Origin of the sequence: Paenibacillus shirakamiensis, assembly GCF_017874255.1 — a bacterium.
GTDB lineage: Bacteria > Bacillota > Bacilli > Paenibacillales > Paenibacillaceae > Fontibacillus > Fontibacillus shirakamiensis.
The window spans coordinates 668,876-687,780 of the sequence record NZ_JAGGLD010000001.1; the positions used below are offsets into that span (position 1 = coordinate 668,876).

15 protein-coding genes are annotated in these 18,905 nt (G+C 44.5%); 11 read left to right on the forward strand and 4 right to left on the reverse strand.

The annotated features are described in order from the left end of the window. The first annotated feature begins 25 nt into the window (after positions 1 to 25). The 9 genes from J2Z69_RS03175 to J2Z69_RS03215 all read left to right on the forward strand — a co-directional run bounded on the left by J2Z69_RS03175 (position 26) and on the right by J2Z69_RS03215 (position 13,757). Positions 26 to 3,208, forward strand: coding sequence for a glycosyl hydrolase family 18 protein (locus J2Z69_RS03175; RefSeq protein WP_209859074.1), 3,183 nt, complete (start codon positions 26 to 28; stop codon positions 3,206 to 3,208). Between the two features lie 220 nt (positions 3,209 to 3,428). Beyond that, positions 3,429 to 4,961: a carboxypeptidase M32 gene (locus tag J2Z69_RS03180; RefSeq protein ID WP_209859076.1), complete on the forward strand. Its 1,533-nt coding sequence runs from the start codon at positions 3,429 to 3,431 to the stop codon at positions 4,959 to 4,961. Between the two features lie 101 nt (positions 4,962 to 5,062). Next, positions 5,063 to 5,608, forward strand: coding sequence for a CAP domain-containing protein (locus tag J2Z69_RS03185; protein ID WP_209859078.1), 546 nt, complete (start codon positions 5,063 to 5,065; stop codon positions 5,606 to 5,608). A 208-nt stretch (positions 5,609 to 5,816) separates the two neighbouring features. Further along, on the forward strand, positions 5,817 to 6,629 hold the full coding sequence (locus tag J2Z69_RS03190) for a GDSL-type esterase/lipase family protein (protein ID WP_209859080.1): 813 nt from the start codon (positions 5,817 to 5,819) through the stop codon (positions 6,627 to 6,629). Between the two features lie 28 nt (positions 6,630 to 6,657). After that, a complete protein-coding gene (locus J2Z69_RS03195) occupies positions 6,658 to 7,638 on the forward strand; it encodes an ABC transporter ATP-binding protein (RefSeq protein ID WP_209859081.1) in 981 nt (326 codons plus the stop codon). Then, positions 7,631 to 8,620 (forward strand): ABC transporter permease, encoded by a 990-nt coding sequence (locus tag J2Z69_RS03200; protein ID WP_209859082.1) that lies wholly within the window; start codon positions 7,631 to 7,633, stop codon positions 8,618 to 8,620. The genes J2Z69_RS03195 and J2Z69_RS03200 overlap by 8 nt, the downstream gene beginning before the upstream one ends. A 112-nt stretch (positions 8,621 to 8,732) precedes the next feature. Further along, the gene (gene parE / locus J2Z69_RS03205; RefSeq protein ID WP_209859083.1) at positions 8,733 to 10,715 is read left to right on the forward strand and encodes a DNA topoisomerase IV subunit B; all 1,983 of its coding nucleotides are present in this window, start codon (positions 8,733 to 8,735) and stop codon (positions 10,713 to 10,715) included. Positions 10,716 to 10,728: 13 nt separating this feature from the next. Continuing rightward, positions 10,729 to 13,161 (forward strand): DNA gyrase subunit A, encoded by a 2,433-nt coding sequence (gyrA, locus tag J2Z69_RS03210; RefSeq protein ID WP_209859084.1) that lies wholly within the window; start codon positions 10,729 to 10,731, stop codon positions 13,159 to 13,161. A gap of 158 nt (positions 13,162 to 13,319) precedes the next feature. Then, complete coding sequence (locus J2Z69_RS03215) at positions 13,320 to 13,757, forward strand: MarR family winged helix-turn-helix transcriptional regulator (protein ID WP_209859086.1); 438 nt, start codon at positions 13,320 to 13,322, stop codon at positions 13,755 to 13,757. Positions 13,758 to 13,812: 55 nt separating this feature from the next. Here J2Z69_RS03215 and J2Z69_RS03220 read toward each other — a convergent pair whose 3' ends face one another. The 3 genes from J2Z69_RS03220 to J2Z69_RS03230 all read right to left on the reverse strand — a co-directional run bounded on the left by J2Z69_RS03220 (position 13,813) and on the right by J2Z69_RS03230 (position 16,418). After that, a complete protein-coding gene (locus J2Z69_RS03220; RefSeq protein WP_342591547.1) occupies positions 13,813 to 14,517 on the reverse strand; it encodes an RluA family pseudouridine synthase in 705 nt (234 codons plus the stop codon). A 3-nt stretch (positions 14,518 to 14,520) separates the two neighbouring features. Continuing rightward, positions 14,521 to 15,384 carry a class I SAM-dependent methyltransferase gene (locus J2Z69_RS03225; RefSeq protein ID WP_209859088.1) on the reverse strand — a complete coding sequence of 288 codons (864 nt, stop codon included), beginning with the start codon at positions 15,382 to 15,384 and terminating at the stop codon, positions 14,521 to 14,523. Between the two features lie 89 nt (positions 15,385 to 15,473). After that, positions 15,474 to 16,418, reverse strand: a complete 945-nt coding sequence (locus J2Z69_RS03230; RefSeq protein WP_209859089.1) for a GNAT family N-acetyltransferase — start codon at positions 16,416 to 16,418, stop codon at positions 15,474 to 15,476. 228 nt (positions 16,419 to 16,646) lie between these two features. On the opposite strand from J2Z69_RS03230, the gene J2Z69_RS03235 reads away from it, so the two are divergent. Then, positions 16,647 to 17,426, forward strand: coding sequence for an ABC transporter ATP-binding protein (locus J2Z69_RS03235; RefSeq protein ID WP_209859090.1), 780 nt, complete (start codon positions 16,647 to 16,649; stop codon positions 17,424 to 17,426). Between the two features lie 197 nt (positions 17,427 to 17,623). Next, positions 17,624 to 18,274 carry a DUF1796 family putative cysteine peptidase gene (locus J2Z69_RS03240; protein ID WP_209859091.1) on the forward strand — a complete coding sequence of 217 codons (651 nt, stop codon included), beginning with the start codon at positions 17,624 to 17,626 and terminating at the stop codon, positions 18,272 to 18,274. Positions 18,275 to 18,448: 174 nt separating this feature from the next. Here J2Z69_RS03240 and J2Z69_RS03245 read toward each other — a convergent pair whose 3' ends face one another. Beyond that, positions 18,449 to 18,760, reverse strand: coding sequence for a hypothetical protein (locus J2Z69_RS03245; protein WP_209859092.1), 312 nt, complete (start codon positions 18,758 to 18,760; stop codon positions 18,449 to 18,451). Positions 18,761 to 18,905 lie beyond the last annotated feature (145 nt).

The window sequence follows — 18,905 nt, forward strand, 5'->3', positions numbered from 1 at the left end:
TTAATTTGCGAAAGCGAGGTTATTTATGCGTCAACATCGGATCGGTAAGACGGCTTTACTCGTATGGATGAGCTTGTTAGTTGCGTTGGCTCCTTTTTTTCAGAGTAAATTCACGCCTACGGCAAGTGCGGCAGCTGCTACTAGCAATTATAAAATAGTTGGTTATTTCCCATCATGGGGAATCTATGGTCGCAGTTATAACGTATCCGATATCGACGTATCCAAAGTAACTCACATCAATTATGCTTTTGCTGATATTTGCTGGAACGGCAAACACGGAAATCCTTCTACAGATCCGGCCAATCCTAACAAGCAGACTTGGCCATGTACAACTACGGGAATTCCTTTGCAATCAGGAACGGTGCCTAATGGTAGCATCGTCCTGGGAGATCCAGATGCGGATGCACTTCGTCCAACGGCAGGTGGCCCGACTACGGGATGCTGGGCAGACGCAGCTTGCGGAAACTTTGGTGCACTTCGTAATCTGAAAGCTAAAAACCCGCAGCTTAAGACGATTCTTTCCGTAGGCGGATGGACGTGGTCTAATCGTTTTTCGGATACAGCAGCGACCGATGCCACTCGGAAGACATTTGCCAAATCTGCAGTGGATGCTTTAAGAGCTTATGGGTTTGACGGCGTAGATCTGGACTGGGAATATCCAAATGTTGAAGCGATCCCAGGCAACAGTTACAGCCCTGCTGACAAACAGAACTATACGTTATTGTTACAAGAGATTCGCAATCAATTGGATGCTGCCGGAGAGCAAGATGGCAAGCATTACTTACTGACCATCGCTTCGGGTGCAAGCCAAAAGTTCGTGGACAATACAGAGCTTACGAAGATTGCTCAGTTAGTAGACTGGATTAATATTATGACGTATGACTTCCATGGTGGATCATGGGAAGGAACGACTAGCCATAATACCGGTCTCTATGCAGATCCAAATGATCCTTATCTGAGTATGAATTTCACTGTAGATGGGGCCATTAATGCTTATCAGAATGCGGGCGTTCCCTTGAACAAAATCGTATTGGGACTTGAATTTATGGGGCGCAGCTGGAAGAACTGCCCGGGTGGCCCTAACAATGATGGGCAATTCCAGACATGTACACCAGACACAAGTCAAACGTACAAATGGTCTCCAGTAGGAACTTGGGATGACACCACTTCGGGGAACACGGGTGTGTTCGACTACGGAGATATCGCAGCGAACTACGTGAATAAGAATGGATATACACGATTCTGGAATGACAAAGCGAAAGTACCTTATCTGTATAATCCTACAACGAAAATCTTCATTTCCTATGATGATACAGAGTCTCTAGGGTACAAGACGGCTTACATTAAGAACAAGTATTTAGGTGGAGCGATGTTCTGGGAGTTCAGCTCGGACTGCCGAGTGAGTCCTAAATTTAGCTGCAGTGGACCGAAGTTACTCGATAAAGTATACAGTGACCTCAACACGGGTACGGCTCCAGTGGATACGGCAGCCCCTACTGCACCAACTAGCCTTACTTCATCAAGTCATACGGATAAAAAAGTGACGCTGAGCTGGAGCCCTTCCACAGATAATGTTGGCGTCATGTCCTATGATATCTATCAAGGCAATACCTTGATCAAATCGGTAGATGGAGCAACCACAAGTGCCTTGGTGAAAGGGTTTACGGGCAGTACCTCCTATACCTTCACCGTTAAGGCCAAGGATGCGGCAGGTAACTCTTCTGCAGCTAGTAATGCCATCACCGTAGTTACATCTCCGCCAATCGTGGATAACACGGCGCCAAGTGTTCCGGCAAATCTGACTGTTGTAGCCAAGACCAAAACATCAGTCACGCTGAGCTGGACAGCATCTACGGATAATGATGATATTGGCGGTTATGACATTTATCAGAATGGAACCCTTGTCAAATCTACGGCAAACACCAAAGAGAGCATTACTGGATTGACAGCGGGAACAACGTATAGCTTCTATATCAAAGCTAAGGATTTATCTAACAATGCTTCTGCTGCTAGTACATCCCTTAGTGTGACAACGCAGAACGATCCTAATTATCCGGTCTGGCAGCTGGGTGCTACCTATGCAATTGGTTCATATGTTACGTACAACGGGGTTCTGTACAAATGTACGTATGCACACACTGCCATTGCAGGTTGGGAACCATCCAAAGCACCTACACTCTGGTCTGCGCAAGACGCACCTCCAACGGATACACAAGCACCAACAGCACCAGCAGGACTAACTGCTACAGCTTCTAGCGGTACTTCCGTCGCTTTAACATGGACGGCAGCTAGTGACAATCTAGGTGTAACTGGATATGACATCTATCAAGGTAGTAACTTGATCGGTAGTTCAGCAACCACGTCATACAGTGTAACGGGTCTTGCAGGAGGTAGTGCATACAGCTTCACTGTGAAAGCGAAGGATGCGGCAGGCAATGTATCCGCAGCAAGTAATGCGGCAAGTGTGACGCTAGCTGCAGCAGATACGGTAGCTCCGACGGCACCTGGATCCCTTACAGTGTCAGCCAAAACGTCCACTACAGCGACACTTACTTGGACAGCTTCAACCGATAATGTGGCGGTGACTGGTTATGATGTGTACAAAGGTACTACACTTGCTACTTCTGTTGCAGGAAATGTGCTGACTGCTTCAGTGAGCGGGCTCACTCCAAGTACGGCATATACGTTCACTGTAAAAGCCAAGGATGGTGCTGGTAATACCTCTGGTGCAAGTAGTGCCGCGACGGTTACTACGGATGCACCATCCAGCGACAAGACAGCACCTTCTGTACCGACAGGCTTAACGGTTTCTAGTAAAAATCAAACCAGCATTACACTCACTTGGACAGCTTCAACAGATAATGTGGGTGTTACTGGTTATGACGTATACAAAGGAACTACACTTGCTGCTTCGGTCAGCGGCACTTCACTGACTTCAGTCATCAGTGGACTAACGGCGAATACAGCGTATACTTTCACCGTAGTAGCTAAGGATGCTGCGGGGAATGCATCTGCTGCAAGCAGCGTCCTATCCGTAACGACGGATTCAGCAGCTCCAGCGGCTCCAGCATGGGTAGCGAACAAAGCTTATGTGAAAGATGATTTGGTAACTTATGCAGGCAAGGTATACAAATGCACGCAACCGCATACTTCGTTGCCAGGCTGGGAACCTAGCAACGTACCTGCGTTGTGGACAGTTCAGCCCTAATCTTAATACGGAACAGCCTTCAAGTTCGCTTTGAGCGGACTTGAAGGCTCTTTTTAAAAGGTCGCTATATGTTCAAATACGATTCATAACTAGAAAATACTTGAGGACTATGAACGTTATACGTATAAGTAAATTGCATAAATTTAACTATAAATGTCTTTCTTCCCTAATTTAAATATGATTTAATTATAGACAAAATAAGTCGTTGGAGGTTAGTGCTATGAGTATATCGGCGGAATCACAAACTTTAGAGCAGCAGGTGCAAGCCTTTAAAGCATTAGACGAGAAAATTATTCATTTGGGCAGTATTCTTGGACTTGTGGAGTGGGATCAGAAGGTGATGGCACCTAAAAAAGGGAGGGGCCTTTTTGCCAAGGCAATTGGCACACTCAGCACAGAGGCGTTCAAGCTTACCGTGTCTAAGGAAATGGGAGAGCTAGTTAATCAGTTGTCAAGTCCAGAAAATTCTGCACGTCTTGATGACATTACGCGCGCTCAAGTTCGGGAGCGTAAAATGGAATATGATCGCTCCCATCTCATCCCTGAAGATATGTATCGTGAATATGTTGTACTTACCGCAGAAGCGAATGATATCTGGGAAGAAGCTCGGAATCAGGCGGATTTCTCTATATTTGAACCTGCACTAGTCAAAATAGTAGAGTTCAAGAGGAAAGCTGCTGAAATCTATGGATATCAAGACCATCCTTATGATGCTTTATTAGATGAATTCGAACCGGGCTTAACCGTTAAAGTACTAGATCCTTTGTTCGCTAGACTTAGAGAGAGCAGTGTGGACTTATTACGTCGCACCCAGCAGTCTACCTCTAAACCTAGGGAGGATTTGTTCGAACAGAAGTATCCCATCGATGTCCAAAAGACATTCAATCGGGAGATGCTTCCTATTATCGGTTTTGATCTAGATGCAGGTAGACTAGATGAGACCGTACATCCTTTTGCGCAGACCATCAACACCGGTGATGTCCGCATTACAACTAGATATGTAGAGACCAATGTACGCTCCGCGCTATTCGGTACGATTCATGAGGCTGGACATGGCATTTATGAGCAAAATATCGATGCTTCCCTAGAAGGAACGGTACTATCTACGGGTGCATCTTTTGGCATTCACGAGTCTCAGTCTAGGTTCCTAGAGAATATGGTAGGTAGAAGTGAAGCCTTCTGGAAGTACTTTTACAAAGGACTGCAATCGGCTTTCCCTGAACAATTAGGTACGGTACAACTTGTAGATTTCTATCGGGCAATCAATAGAGTACAGCCTTCCTTGATTCGCGTGGAAGCAGATGAACTTACGTATAACCTCCATATCATGCTTCGCTACGAGATTGAGAAGGCCTTAATCGGCGGCGACATTGAAGTAAAAGATCTCCCGGCAATCTGGAATCAGAAGGTAGAGGATTACCTAGGCATTCGTCCAGCTAACGATCGTGAGGGCGTACTGCAGGATGTGCATTGGTCTTTCGGTGGATTTGGTTATTTCCCCTCGTATTCTCTAGGGAATCTCTATGCTGCACAAATTTTGCATACGATTGAACAGCAGGTTCCTAATCTCTATGAAGCTATAGAGCAAGGGGACTTTGATACCGTTCAGACTTGGTTACATGCACAAATTCACCAGTACGGGAAGCTTTACACCCCAGAGGAATTGATTCTAAAAGTGACGGGAGAGCCCTTAAATGCGGACTATTTAGTCGATTATTTGGAGCAGAAATATAGCCGAATCTACAATCTATGAACAAACAATTTTTGGAAAAAGACGGAATTCCCCGACAAAACATGATAATATATGACTTGATTACCTGTCACTAAAGACATGGATATGTGGAGGGGAAGCCGATGTTAGACAACAAGAAGTACCGTAGATGGAGACACACTGGGATCGCAACATTGACCGCCCTTTTAACAGCCTCTGTACTCTTAGTTGGAGGGACGAACACCGTAGATGCTGCTGTCAAAGTGCAGGCTAAGGCTGCGCAGTCTACATCACTAGCTGCCCAGTATGCCAAAATACAGGCAGATTACGCTGCCAAGGTCGTGGTACTAGTCAACAAGGAACGTGCAAACGCAGGTCTTAAGCCCTTAAATGTGCATGATCGGTTGACGAAGTTGGCCAAGGACAAAGCTATTGATCTATACACCAAGAATTACTTCGACCACACGTCACCTACGTATGGATCACCGTTTGAGATGATGGATGCATACAACATTACCTATCGGTATGCGGGAGAGAACATTGCCAAAGGGCAGCGTTCACCAGAAGAAGTAGTGAAAGCGTGGATGAATAGTCCAGGACATCGTCAAAATATTTTGAATAGTCATTATACATTAATCGGTGTGGGCTACTACAATTCAGAGTGGGTTCAAGAGTTCATCGGGAAATAATATGTATACTTACAAAGAGTACAAATGAAACGGCGATTCATCTCCATATTGGGGTTGGGTCGCCGTCTTGCGTTAACCCTTTTTACTATAATTGTTACACAATAAATGAAATCCCCGTGTTCTATTTGCAAAAAGATAGGTTAAGACTTATCTTATTACATAAAGCTGGATTTGATTCCAAACTTATTTTACGAACGGAGGATCTCTCATGCGAGCTTCATCATGGACTTGGCGGTTGGTAAGCTGGGTATCAGTAGTCGCAACGCTTGTGTTTGTAGCAGGCTTTATTTATGCAATAAAAGATGTGCTCTATCCTTCGGCAAGTTCAAAATGGTCCAGTGGTCCAGCGGGGGGAATATCGAGTGTTACTCCACAGACGAATGACAAGGAAATTCAAATTGTAGCGCTGGGTGATTCTCTAGCTAAGGGTACAGGAGACGATACGGGAGAAGGATTTGTACGCAGGACCGTGAACGTCTTGCAAAAAGAACAAAAGGCTCCAGTTAAGCTAGTTAACAACCTGGGCGTGAATGGCATGACTACCTCGGGACTATTGCCTTCATTAAATGAACAAGGCATTCAGTACGCCCTTAAGGGAGCTAATGTTATTTTGTTATCTATCGGAGGGAACGATCTGTTTCAAGGAGCACAAAATATCCAAAGTTCCAAAGGTCTTCCTACGGCGGCAGAGTTAGAAGCGTCCGTAAAGAAAGCCTCGATGAAGCTAAGGCAAATTGTAGTTAAGCTCCATGAGATTAATCCAAATGCTCAGTTAGTCTACGTAGGTCTGTACAATCCATTTACCGATGTTGTTGACATGCGTATTCCGGGGAACGATGCCGTTACTTCATGGAATACCAAAGCTACTGCAATTATGAATCAATATAGCCAGAGTAAAGTGGTACCCACTTTTGATTTATTTGTAGAGAACAGCAGTAAATATCTTTCAGATGATCATTTTCATCCCAATGGTGCGGGGTATGAACAAATAGCACAGCGCATTGCCCAAGGGCTCAAATAAAAGAAGCGCAAAGAGGAGTGTCATCCCTATGTCGATGCAGGCGGTTGCTAGAGAGAATAGAGAACTCATATTATCCGTTGAACATCTTAAGAAGAAAATCGGCAAAAAATGGATTGTAAATGATGTGAATTTTGACGTGCGCGCAGGAGAAATTTTTGGTTTCTTGGGTCCAAATGGGGCAGGCAAGACGACGACCATTCGTATGTTGGTAGATCTAATCAAACCTACCGAAGGTAAGGTCAGTATTTGTGGATTCAATGTAAATCGTGATCCAGAGCGTGCCCTCGCTTTTGTTGGCTCTATTGTGGAGAACCCTGAAGTATACACATACATGACGGGATGGGAGAATCTACAACATTTTGCCCGTATGCAGCCTGGGGTTGATGATAAGCGGATTCAAGAAGTGGTGGAGATTGTTAGACTGGATCAACGGATTCACGATAAAGTCAAAAATTTCTCACTTGGTATGCGGCAGCGGCTGGGTATCGCACAAGCTCTGCTAGGGAGACCTCGCCTTTTAATTTTGGACGAGCCCACCAATGGACTGGATCCAAAAGGAATTAAGGAACTGCGAGCTTTTATACGTACGTTAGCGGATGAAGGCATGGCCGTATTTGTATCCAGTCACCTGCTGAGTGAAATTCAGCTTCTGTGCGATAGAGTAGGGATCATTAGTCAAGGGAAAGTGCTGGCCGTGGGCGGAGTAGAAGAGTTAATCTCAGGCAAAGTACCGTATGTCATTTGGCAATTGTTCCCTAAGACTCAGGGAATTAAATTGTTACATGAAGAGGGCATTCAGCTTGTAGAACATGCTCATGAAGTGCTCGACGATACCCTTATAGCAGGACTTAGAGAAGATTCCGTAGTAACTCAAATGGATAGCGAACGAATTCCATTACTTATCACGAAGCTTGTGAGTCAAGGTATTCAGATTAAAGATGTTCACACGATCAATCCTACACTGGAGCAATTATTCCTCGATATGACGGAGGGGGAGTCCATTGAATAGTCTACTACCTTTAATCAAGAACGAGACGCTGAAAATGATGAAAAAGAAGCGTTTTTATGTCGTATTATTGGTGCTGCTCATCCTAGTTCCCATCTTCGTCTATGCCCAAATGAAAATTGCGGAGACGAATCGAGAGAAATTTAATTCCGATTGGCGCCTTGCTATTCGTCAAGCGATCACGGATAATCAGAACTCTCTGCAAAGTGCAAGAGTGCCAGAAGAGTGGAAGAAATATCGTATTATTTATATTCAGCAGATGAAATATTATTTGGAACATGATGTAAATCCACAAGAACCGGGCGGAGTTAGCTTCACTCGTGAGTTCATGGATAACGCAGCTACGCTGTTCATTCCTTTGCTCATTATGGCTGTAGCTTCAGATATTGTGTCCTCAGAAAGATCGACGGGCACGATTAAGATGCTACTTACTCGGCCGGTAAGGCGATGGAAAGTTCTTTTTAGCAAATTAATTGCCTTGTTGATGTTCGTATCGTTAATTGTGTTATCTGCGTTCGTGATTAGTTATCTAATATCAGGGCTTGTATTCGGGTACAAAGGATTCAGTATACCTGTATTCAGCGGGTTCCAGTTGAATGGTTCGGATGTTGATCTCTCCGCGGTTCATGCTGTTCCACAGTGGCTCTATCTATTGATGCAGCTAGGTTTGATCTGGTTCGTAAGCATAACCGTGGCCATTCTAGCCTTCATGGTCAGTGTGCTCGTACGCAGTACCGCAGCAAGTATAGTAATTATGATGGCTTCTCTCATAGCAGGGACGATTTTGACGAATATGGCTTCCGCTTGGACAAGTGCAAAGTATCTGTTCATGGTCAATCTCGATTTAACGAATTATTTGTCCGGTAGCCCTGCTCCCATTGAGGGAATGACGCTAGGTTTCTCTTTGATTATTCTAGCTATTTGGGCTGCTGTAGCGCTGTTCATTTCATTCACTGTCTTTACGAAACAGGATATATTGAATTAAAATGGACAAGGATAACAAAACATCTGTTTGCATTTTGGTGAATTGTTCATATAGACTGAACTCTCAGGAGTTCGGTTTGTATACATAAAGTTTGCATAAAGGGGGAGCATGAATGGTCGATCAGATCGATTCGTTTGCTAATGAATCCCATGACGGACCTAAGGGTTCAGAGGGTTACGGTGCAGACGACATTCAAGTGCTCGAAGGGCTTGTCGCAGTACGTAAGAGACCGGGAATGTATATAGGAAGTACAAGTTCGTCCGGGCTTCACCATCTGGTCTGGGAAATTGTGGATAACGCTGTAGATGAGCATTTAGCTAAATTCTGTAACAAAATAGAAATTACGATGCACAAAGATGGATCGGTGACGGTATTCGACAATGGTCGTGGAATTCCAACGGGAATGCACAAGACAGGGATACCTACGCCGCAAGTGGTCTTCACTATTTTGCACGCTGGCGGTAAATTCGGCGGCTCTGGCTATAAAAAGTCCGGTGGACTTCATGGCGTAGGTGCTTCCGTTACGAACGCTTTGTCGGAATGGCTCGAAGTGGAAATCTTCCGCGAGGGCAAAATTCATCGTCAACGATTTGAATACTGGGTGGACAAAAAAGGCAAAGAACATGTAGGCGAACCGACTACAGGACTTGAAATACTAGGGAACACGAACCGCACAGGTACAAAAGTTACGTTCAAACCCGATATTCGGGTCTTTACTAATGGAATCGGGTTCAATTATGATACGCTCGCTGAGAGATTACAGGAGATTGCCTTCTTGAACTCAGGTCTTAAAGTGATTCTCAAGGATGAGAAATCTGACCGATCCGATGAATTCATGTATGAGGGCGGTGCGAAGCAATTTGTTCAGTTCTTGAACGAAGGCAAAGATGTTCTGCATGATGTGATTCATTTCCACGGGGAAAAAGAAGATGTCGAAGTGGAAGTAGGACTTCAATATAATGCGGGATATACGGAGACTTTAGCGTCTTTTGTCAATTCCATTCCTACGCGGGGTGGCGGTACGCACGAGACAGGCTTCAAGACCGCATATACTCGGGTGATGAATGATTATGCTCGTAAGAATGGCATGCTCAAAGAGAAGGATAAGAATCTGGATGGAAACGACTTGCGTGAAGGTATGATGGTTGTCATTAGTGTCAAGATGTCCGAAGTTGAATTCGTGGGTCAGACCAAGGATCAGCTGGGAAGTGCCTCCGCAAGAAGTACTGTAGATGCCATCGTATCGGATCGGATGCAAGTGTATTTGGAAGAGAATCCTCAGGTCGCTCAGGTACTGATTAAGAAGGCTGTCTTAGCTTCTAGAGCGAGAGAAGCGGCTCGCAAGGCGCGGGATGAGATGCGTACCGGCAAGAAGAGAAGTGAGAGCTCGAACCTTGGAGGCAAGCTTACGCCTGCCCAATCCAAGGACGTCACGCGAACAGAACTGTTCATCGTCGAAGGAGACTCTGCAGGAGGTTCGGCTAAGCAGGGACGAGATTCTAAGATTCAAGCGATTTTACCACTCAAAGGGAAACCGATGAATCCAGAGAAAGCTAAGCTTGCGGATATCCTAAAAAACGATGAGTATCGATATATCATTTCAGCGATTGGTGCTGGAGTGGGTAGCGAATTTGCCGTAGAAGATAGCAATTATTCCAAAATTATTATTATGACGGATGCGGATACAGACGGGGCTCATATTCAGGTCTTGTTGTTAACGTTCTTCTATCGATATATGAAGCCGTTAATCGATGCAGGTCGGGTCTTTATTGCTCAGCCTCCCCTGTACAAAATTACCCGCCGTTCAGGTAAGCTTGAGACTGCACGCTATGCTTGGACGGATGAACAACTTCAAAATTACTTGAAGGAGTTCGGGAAAAATTTTGAACTTCAACGGTATAAAGGACTAGGCGAGATGAATCCAGATCAACTATGGGAGACGACTATGGACCCGGAGACACGGAACCTGCTCCAAGTGCAGATTGAAGATACTGCTAAGGCAGAACGACGTGTATCTACCCTCATGGGAGATAAAGTTGACCCTCGTAAGCGCTGGATCGTAGAAAACGTAGATTTCACAGAGTTTGAGGAATAGAAGGTGAATGTGAATGGGCTCATTGGAAAACTTTTTACCGGCCTATCTGGAAGAGGTTGTCGGAGACCGCTTTGGGCGGTATTCCAAATATATCATTCAGGACCGTGCCATTCCGGATGTGCGGGATGGATTAAAGCCGGTACAACGCCGAATTTTATATGCTATGTATGATTCAGGTAACTTACCTGATAAGCCTTACCGAAAGTCTGCGAAGACCGTCGGTGATGTCATGGGTAATTATCATCCCCACGGGGATGCTTCCATCTATGAAGGTATGGTACGTATGGCACAGCCTTGGAAGATGGGCCATGTGCTCGTGGATGGTCATGGGAACTGGGGATCTCAAGATGATGATCCGGCCGCAGCGATGCGCTATACGGAAGCTCGCTTATCTCCCATTGCACTTGAACTGCTTCGTGATATAGAGAAGCGGACTGTGCTGTTCAAAGATAATTTTGATAATACAACTAAGGAACCTGTTGTGCTTCCTGCTAGGTATCCGAATCTTCTCGTCAATGGAGTCAGCGGCATATCTTCAGGGTTTGCAACGGAAATTCCTCCACATAACTTGCGTGAAGTCATTGATGCATGTATTGCACTTATGGAGCGCCCAGAGATTGATTTGACTACGATTATGTCTTATATCAAAGGTCCAGACTTTCCTACAGGTGGTACCATTATGGGCGAGAATGGCATCCGAGATGCCTACGAAACAGGTAAAGGTAGAATCTATCTGCGTGCGAAAACCGACATCGAGAATGTTCGAGGAGGCAAACAGCAGATTGTTATCACAGAAATTCCTTACCAGATTGTCAAATCCCGGCTGGTCACAGCTATGGAGAATATACGGCTGGAGAAGAAGATTGAAGGGATTGCTGAGGTTCGAGATGAAAGTGGTCGTCAAGGTCTGCGTATAGTTGTGGAGATTAAGAAGGAAGCTGATGCCCAGGGTATCTTGGCTTATCTTTATAAGAAAACCGATCTTCAAATAACATACAATTCCAATATGGTTGCCATCGTTAACAAGACGCCAAAGCAACTTAGTATCAAGTCCATGCTGGAAGCTTACATTGCCCATCAGCGGGAAGTTGTTACTTTCCGTACGCAGTATGAGCTGGAGAAGGCAGAAGACCGTGCGCATGTGTTGGAAGGTCTTGTAAAAGCATTGAACATCCTTGATGAGGTAATTGCCGCTATTAAAGCGTCCAAAAACCGTGGGGATGCCCAAAATAATTTGCAGTGGATGTTCGGTTTTACGGAGCGTCAAGCAGATGCGATTCTTACTTTACAGTTGTACCGTCTAACCAATCTGGAGATTACGTCTCTCGAGAAAGATTTAGGCGATCTGCAGAAGAAGATTGCAGGACTTCGTGCAATTCTGGACAGTGATAAGAAACTGACGAATGTTATTAAGAAAGAACTTCTCGAGATTCGAGACAAATTCGGAATCGATCGTCGTTCGGATATTCAAGGTGAAGTAGAAGAGCTTAAAGTGAACTTAGAAGTACTAGTCACGCAAGAAGATGTGCTTGTCACCTTGTCGAACGAGGGATATATCAAGCGTACGAGTCAGCTCTCCTTTACACGTTCTGGCGGGATCAAAGATGCCTCCGGCGCTAAAGAAGGCGATTATATTCGGCAAGTACTCGAAGTGAACACACGTGAGAATCTACTTATTTTTACGCAAAAAGGTCAATATTTCTTATTGCCTGTTCATCAGGTGCCCGAGTTTAAATGGAAAGACAATGGTACTGCTATCGTAAATGTCATTCCATTATCTAAAGAAGATCGTATTGCCAGTGTCATCCCGGTGAAGAATTTTGACGAAGGCTTAAGTCTTGTTTTTGTGACCAAAAAGGGTCAAGTGAAACGAACCGAGCTTAAAGAGTATCAATCCAAACGTTCGGGGGCTATAGCAGCTGCAAAAGTAGGCGCAGACGATCAAATTATCTCGGTGAAGCTAAGTAGTGGGGATCAAGATATTTTCTTAGTCACCAAGCTTGGTATGGCGATTCGTTTCAAAGAACAAGAGATTAATGCACAAGGTAGAGTCTCGGGCGGAGTGCGCGGTATTCAGCTGAAGGATGAAGACGAAGTTGTTGCTGCTCTATGGGTTGAAGGGGAAGAAGGCGAGATTATGCTCATTACAGATCTTGGCTACGCTAAGCGATCTTTACTCCTTGATTATCCAACTCAAAGCCGTAGTGGTAAGGGAATACCATCCTTCGAATTCAAAGAAGGCAAACGTGTGAAGCCGAACGGTAGCCGTATTGCTGGCGCATTTTTCTGTAAAGAACCGCTGTCCATTACCGCGATCTTGCTCAGTGGTCAGACCTTGACCTTTAGTTCGGAGCAGACACCTATTGCCGATCGCAAGTCGATTGGTAAAGGCATCGGAACCTTAGAAAAGAAAGATGAAATTGTAAATTTACGTTTGAATTCATGACTTTATAGACTTTTTCACAATCTTTATTTGTGGAAAAGTCTTTTTTTAAACTTTAGGAGGAAGGAATATCCATTTTCATGGCGAAAAAGTTTATGAGATGAATTAAACACACAGTGGAAGACAGTCAGCGTGGAACATCAATGAACGGGGGAATTGATATGTATACACAAGATTTCGCGAAGCTGTGGTCAAAACTCACAAAAAATTATCAGTCGCATATGGAAACTTACTTGGCGCCTTCCCTTACGGAAGCACAATTGTCGGTGTTGGAGCTGCTTGATCAACGTGAGAAAATGAAGCCTTCGGATTTCATTCCCTTTTTGGCGACGACGCCTGCCGCCGTGACGATGTTATTAGATCGAATGGAGCGTGCAGGGCTCATTGTTCGTGAACGTGACCTAGATGATCGAAGAATTGTATGGGTATCCATTACTGAGAAAGGTCAAACAGAGACCCAACGTGGTCTGCAAATTCGTAATGACTTTTTAGGAACGGTGCTGGATCAAATTTCTTCGCATAATCAGCAATTGCTCATTTTTCTGTTAGGGAAGATCACCACAACGGGCGAGCCCGTATTGAATAGAGAAAGAGCTTAGCCCCTAAGGCTAAGCTCTTTCTTTGTGATCATCTTCTTGAGTATTTCATTGTTGACTATTTCAGGGAATCTACAGCCGATGCATATATTCCAGTATCCCAATGGGTCCAAGGATATTCCATTGGAGGCCGAGATATGATGTGTACAGGCTCTTTGGTGACTGGATGAGGAAAGCCTACGAAAATGGACCAGAGCGCAATCTGCTGTCCAGGTTGATTGACTTTAGCTCCGTATTTCTGATCTCCATACAGCGGATACCCCGCGTGGCTGAACTGTACCCGAATCTGATGAGATCTACCGGTTAATAGCTCGACTTGAACTAGACTTAGTCCGTCCGATGTGGCTAACGTTCGGAAATTCAAAAGGGCTTCTTTTGCTCCAGAAGTTCCCGCTCGAACCACTTTTACGGTATTCGTCTTCTCATCTTTGAGAAGCCAATCTTTCCAAGAAGCAGAAGAGGCCGGCTTACCATGAACGACCGCAAGATAAGACTTCGAGAACTGCCGAGAGCGGACCAATTCCGATAATCGCGAAGCGGCTTTGGAGGTCTTAGCGAAGATCATAGCCCCCCCTACAGGGCGATCTAGGCGATGAACAAGTCCCAGATATACGTTGCCTGGTTTTTGATATCGTTCCTTGAGATCCGCTTTGAGCAGATTCACTAGATCCGGATCCCCTGAGGCATCCTCCTGAGTAGGCACATTTACAGGTTTGCTGATGCCAAGCAAGTGATTATCCTCGAATAGAATAGGAATGGTCACCATTTATTCCTCCCAGCGACCCAACATCCCGCAAGGCAAATTGAGTCCCGAACGGGTAATGGGTAAGCCGAGCTCACCAGAAGAAATCGTACCGCCATAACGTGGTTTCATGGTCATGGTCAGCATATTCGTAAGGACTGTTGGGGAAAGCCCCGTAGTGTACGAATTGATTAACATGAATAGGGGTTGGTCCGAGAGAATCGACATACAGGATTCTAAGAACGGATAGAGACTTGATTCCAGCTTCCACATCTCTCCGCCTGGACCACGTCCATAGGAAGGAGGGTCCATTATAATCGCGTCATATTTATTACCGCGGCGCTGTTCGCGTTGGACGAATTTGAACACATCATCCGTGATGAAGCGGACCGGGCGATCTTGAAGACCAGATAGCTCCAGATTCTCCTTGGCCCATTGCACCATGCCTTTGGCTGCATCTACGTGCACTACAGAAGCGCCTGCAGACGCCGCTGCGACGGTAGCTCCACCTGTATAGGCGAATAAGTTCAGGACCTGAATTGGACGTCCTGCGTTCGAGATCTTGTCCATCATCCAACGCCAGTTCGCTGCTTGTTCAGGGAAAAGGCCCGTATGTTTGAAGCTGGTTGGACGAATATGGAACTTCAGCTTGTCATAAGAGACAGTCCAGCGCTCCGGAAGAGCTTTTTTCATTTCCCATTCGCCACCGCCTGATGAACTGCGATGATAATGACCATGCACATCTTTCCAAGCGTGATCTTCTTTGGAACGAGGCCAAATAATCTGTGGGTCAGGACGACGGAGTACCACATCTCCCCACCGCTCCAGCTTCTCGCCGCCGCCTGTATCTATAACCTCATAATCTTTCCAATCGTTAGCAATATACATAGGTTAATCCATCCTTCAGCTAAAAAATTCAATTAGCCTTTATTGTACCTCATTTGGCAGGAAGGATGCCACATGTCTAAGAAAAAGGATTAGAGATGATATCGATAATAGTCCTGCACATTCGTAGTATGATAACCAATGGATTGATATAACTTTATTGCACCGGGATTACTTAGCGCAACCTCAAGGTGGACACTTTGGCCTCGAGTGAACTCATAGTGTGTAACATGCTGGAGGATGGATCGGCCTATGCCGCGTTTTTGAAAATTAGGGTAGATGGCGAATCCATATATCCAGCTTTCCTTTGCAAGTTGAGTAATGCGAATTTTTCCTGCTACGATTTCATTAGCTAGGATGAGATAACTTACCGAGTCGGGATCATCAAGGACATCATCGTTATATATCCGTGCATCTTCCTCCGAAAGATCAAAACACAGCACATCTAGTTCGGCCAGAATACTACGGTCCTTTGGCTGAGCAGGTTGTAACTTCAGTGTGTATGCTGTCTCTGCTAAAGGAATGTCAATTTCTTGCGTCAGTGCAGATTCACATTGCTTTTCATGAGTTTCGTGCTTGTCCTGAGTTTCGTGCTTGTCTTGAGATTCATGCTGTTCCAGAGATTTAACATTAGCATCAGCAGGATTACATTTCATTTGATACTCCGAGAAATGATATGTCAGAGGAAGTTGTTCAAAAAATAATTTGGCCGAGGCCGATTCCGCAGGGGCATTGAATAACAACTGTGAATAATTTTGCAAGGTTGTTGTTGGTAGCGCCTCCATTAAAATTGTAGTCATGATGCCCTGCCTGCGATAATCAGGATGTACCATACCGCAGAGCTCGTAAGCAGTTCCAAATCCGTATAAGCCGACAAAGCCGACAAGCATTCCATCTTTATGATACACAAAATCTAAGTTTTCCTCTTCATTGCGATGACGTAACATATCCCAGTTAAGCTTAAGTGTGACCTGGTCGTGATCTTCAACGATTTTTTGTAAAGCCTCTATGTCTTCAAGCAGCTTTGGACTCAGCATGGTGAGTGAACCTCCAGACTAGATTTTTAAAAGATATAGATACCTATTTCTGTCCCTACCATTCTACTATAGGAATGACCCGCGTATAGGGAGAAAACAATTATAAATCTGCTGAATTGACAACTGCTTCTGGATAGGAGTAGGTTGAGATTACATATTTTTGATGTGCAAGAGATCGATTTGAGTCAGTAACTGAACAAAAACAATAAGAAGTAGGAGTGAGAAAAATTGAAGACTATTATTGAAATGAGAGATATTTCATGGGTTCGTGATGGGAAGACATTACTCCAAGATGTAGATTGGTCCGTAGAAGAACATCAACACTGGGCTATTCTAGGACTTAATGGATCAGGCAAAACAACATTACTTAATATGTTAAATGGATACCAGTGGCCTACAACGGGGCGGATTTCTGTGCTTGGTCAAACGTTCGGCGAAGTGGATGTTAGGGAGCTGCGGAGATCGATAGGTTGGGTAAGCTCATCTCTACAAGAGAAGCTGTATGTGAATGAGAAAGCGGAGAATTTGGTCGTGAGCGGGAAATTTGCATCAATTGGTCTGTATGAACAACCTACCGATGAAGATTATGAAAAGGCACGTTCTTTGATGGAACAGCTTCAATGTGCCCATCTATACAATAGAACCTATCAGACCTGCTCCCAAGGGGAGAAGCAGAAGCTTTTAATTGCAAGAGCTTTGATGGCTTCTCCCAAACTACTAATTCTAGATGAAGCCACCAATGGATTGGATTTTATATCTAGAGAGGCGCTATTATCCAGTATAGAATGGCTCTCTCAGCAGCCAGATGCTCCTCATATGATATATGTCACGCATCACACGGAAGAGATTCTCCCCATATTCTCTCATACGTTACTGTTAAGACGAGGAGAAGTATTTGCAGCAGGTCCAACGCGCGAGGTACTTCAAGATGATCATCTGTCAGCCTTTTTCGAGATGCCTGTAGAGTTAACTTGGCGTCATGATCGGGCGTGGCTTGCAAAAAGGTAAAATAGTATTAGTAATACACCCGTTAAAGCTCTTTTAGGAGCAGTCGGATTCACTAAGGAACGCTCCGTAATAGAGTGCATCTTTTATCAGATGGTCTAACCCATCCCAATATTGAATGAATAGTGCATGTATCAAGCAAATGTCCAAGCAAAACAAGACCTTCTAACATGGTATATAGCATCAGAAGGGGGAGTGCTATGGTGAAGCTGCATGACATTCAGGGAGAATATGATCTCATTGTAAGCTTGGGTTGTTCCTGTGAGCCTGCAGGACATTTGCAAAGAAAAGGACTACGAACATTTTCAGCACCATTAGATTGGGTGGTCTCTCTATCCTTAACGCAAGTGAATCATTTGCTGGAAAACCGATTCAAAGATTATATGTTAATAGAGAACATGTCTATCACAGAAGGCTCGGCTTATTATGTAAAAGACGAAATTGTGCAAGAGGCTAAATCTTATTTTATTAAAGATGCCATGTATGATATTCTTTCTGTTCACGATTTTCCCGTAATACCTGATCATTTTTGGATGGAACACTACCCTGATTTCAAGGCTAAATTGGATACTAGAGTGGAGCGCGTGCTTCAGCGGATGGCGGCAAGTAAGAAGGCATTGTTCGTTAGATGGTGCGGTTCGGATGAAGAAGTTGTGGAACTTCAGCGTGTGCTTCGATTGCTAACTCCTGCTGCGTTCAATATTTTACTCGTCAATGGTGTACATGGACAGGGAACTACGATAGATTTGGATATTCCTCAGGATGGAATTTGTTCTTTGACTATTCCTTATCGTGATGGCGATGAGCAGACATGGGATTTGTTATTAGAGGGTGTAAGTCTATTAACTTGAACAATCGTTAACAGGCTGGAACATATAACTCAATCGGAACAGCACAAACTCATATCGGAATATGGGCAGAGCAAAAACCACACCTAACCATCAAGCGAAGAACTCGCAGCTGATCTGTGGTGTGGTTTTTTTAGGTTTCTTTTCCCTATTCAATGCGCTTGTTCTTTTCGCTTGTTATTTTAACAGTAGCAAAATACTCAATACGATCAGAAATGCGATTAGGATGCTGTTGACCAGCATGCTGAATATGCCCATTTTGCGACCGGCATCAAGCTGCAACGCTTGTCGAGCGAAGAAAACACCAGCTCCGGACATGAGGAACGTAATGAGGATGGGAACCCAAATACCAATGGTGTTGGGTGAATTGTGATTTCTAGAGAAAATTAACAAGGTGAACAAACTTAAAATAAAAGCAATGATGGTAAATAGAATAGAGACGATCGCCCTACCGAGCTCTTGATCTTGTGGTTCTGTCGTTGCAGCCAAAGATGACTAACCTCCTTGAAAATAGCTTATCTTAGTTATCATAGCATGAACGATCTGCTTAACCAAATGCGTGACAATTGTGTGTATTTGTAGGACGAAAGGTTTAATATGGAGAGGAGACCCAAGTCTGAGAGGATGATAGTTC

Bases quoted from the DNA above. Each gene is read 5' to 3' on its own strand.
- J2Z69_RS03175 (WP_209859074.1), top strand. From the start codon at position 26: ATGCGTCAACATCGGATCGGTAAGACGGCTTTACTCGTATGGATGAGC.
- J2Z69_RS03180 (WP_209859076.1), top strand. From the start codon at position 3,429: ATGAGTATATCGGCGGAATCACAAACTTTAGAGCAGCAGGTGCAAGCC.
- J2Z69_RS03185 (WP_209859078.1), top strand. From the start codon at position 5,063: ATGTTAGACAACAAGAAGTACCGTAGATGGAGACACACTGGGATCGCA.
- J2Z69_RS03190 (WP_209859080.1), top strand. From the start codon at position 5,817: ATGCGAGCTTCATCATGGACTTGGCGGTTGGTAAGCTGGGTATCAGTA.
- J2Z69_RS03195 (WP_209859081.1), top strand. From the start codon at position 6,658: ATGTCGATGCAGGCGGTTGCTAGAGAGAATAGAGAACTCATATTATCC.
- parE (WP_209859083.1), top strand. From the start codon at position 8,733: ATGGTCGATCAGATCGATTCGTTTGCTAATGAATCCCATGACGGACCT.
- gyrA (WP_209859084.1), top strand. From the start codon at position 10,729: ATGGGCTCATTGGAAAACTTTTTACCGGCCTATCTGGAAGAGGTTGTC.
- J2Z69_RS03215 (WP_209859086.1), top strand. From the start codon at position 13,320: ATGTATACACAAGATTTCGCGAAGCTGTGGTCAAAACTCACAAAAAAT.
- J2Z69_RS03225 (WP_209859088.1), bottom strand. From the start codon at position 15,384: ATGTATATTGCTAACGATTGGAAAGATTATGAGGTTATAGATACAGGC.
- J2Z69_RS03230 (WP_209859089.1), bottom strand. From the start codon at position 16,418: ATGCTGAGTCCAAAGCTGCTTGAAGACATAGAGGCTTTACAAAAAATC.
- J2Z69_RS03240 (WP_209859091.1), top strand. From the start codon at position 17,624: ATGGTGAAGCTGCATGACATTCAGGGAGAATATGATCTCATTGTAAGC.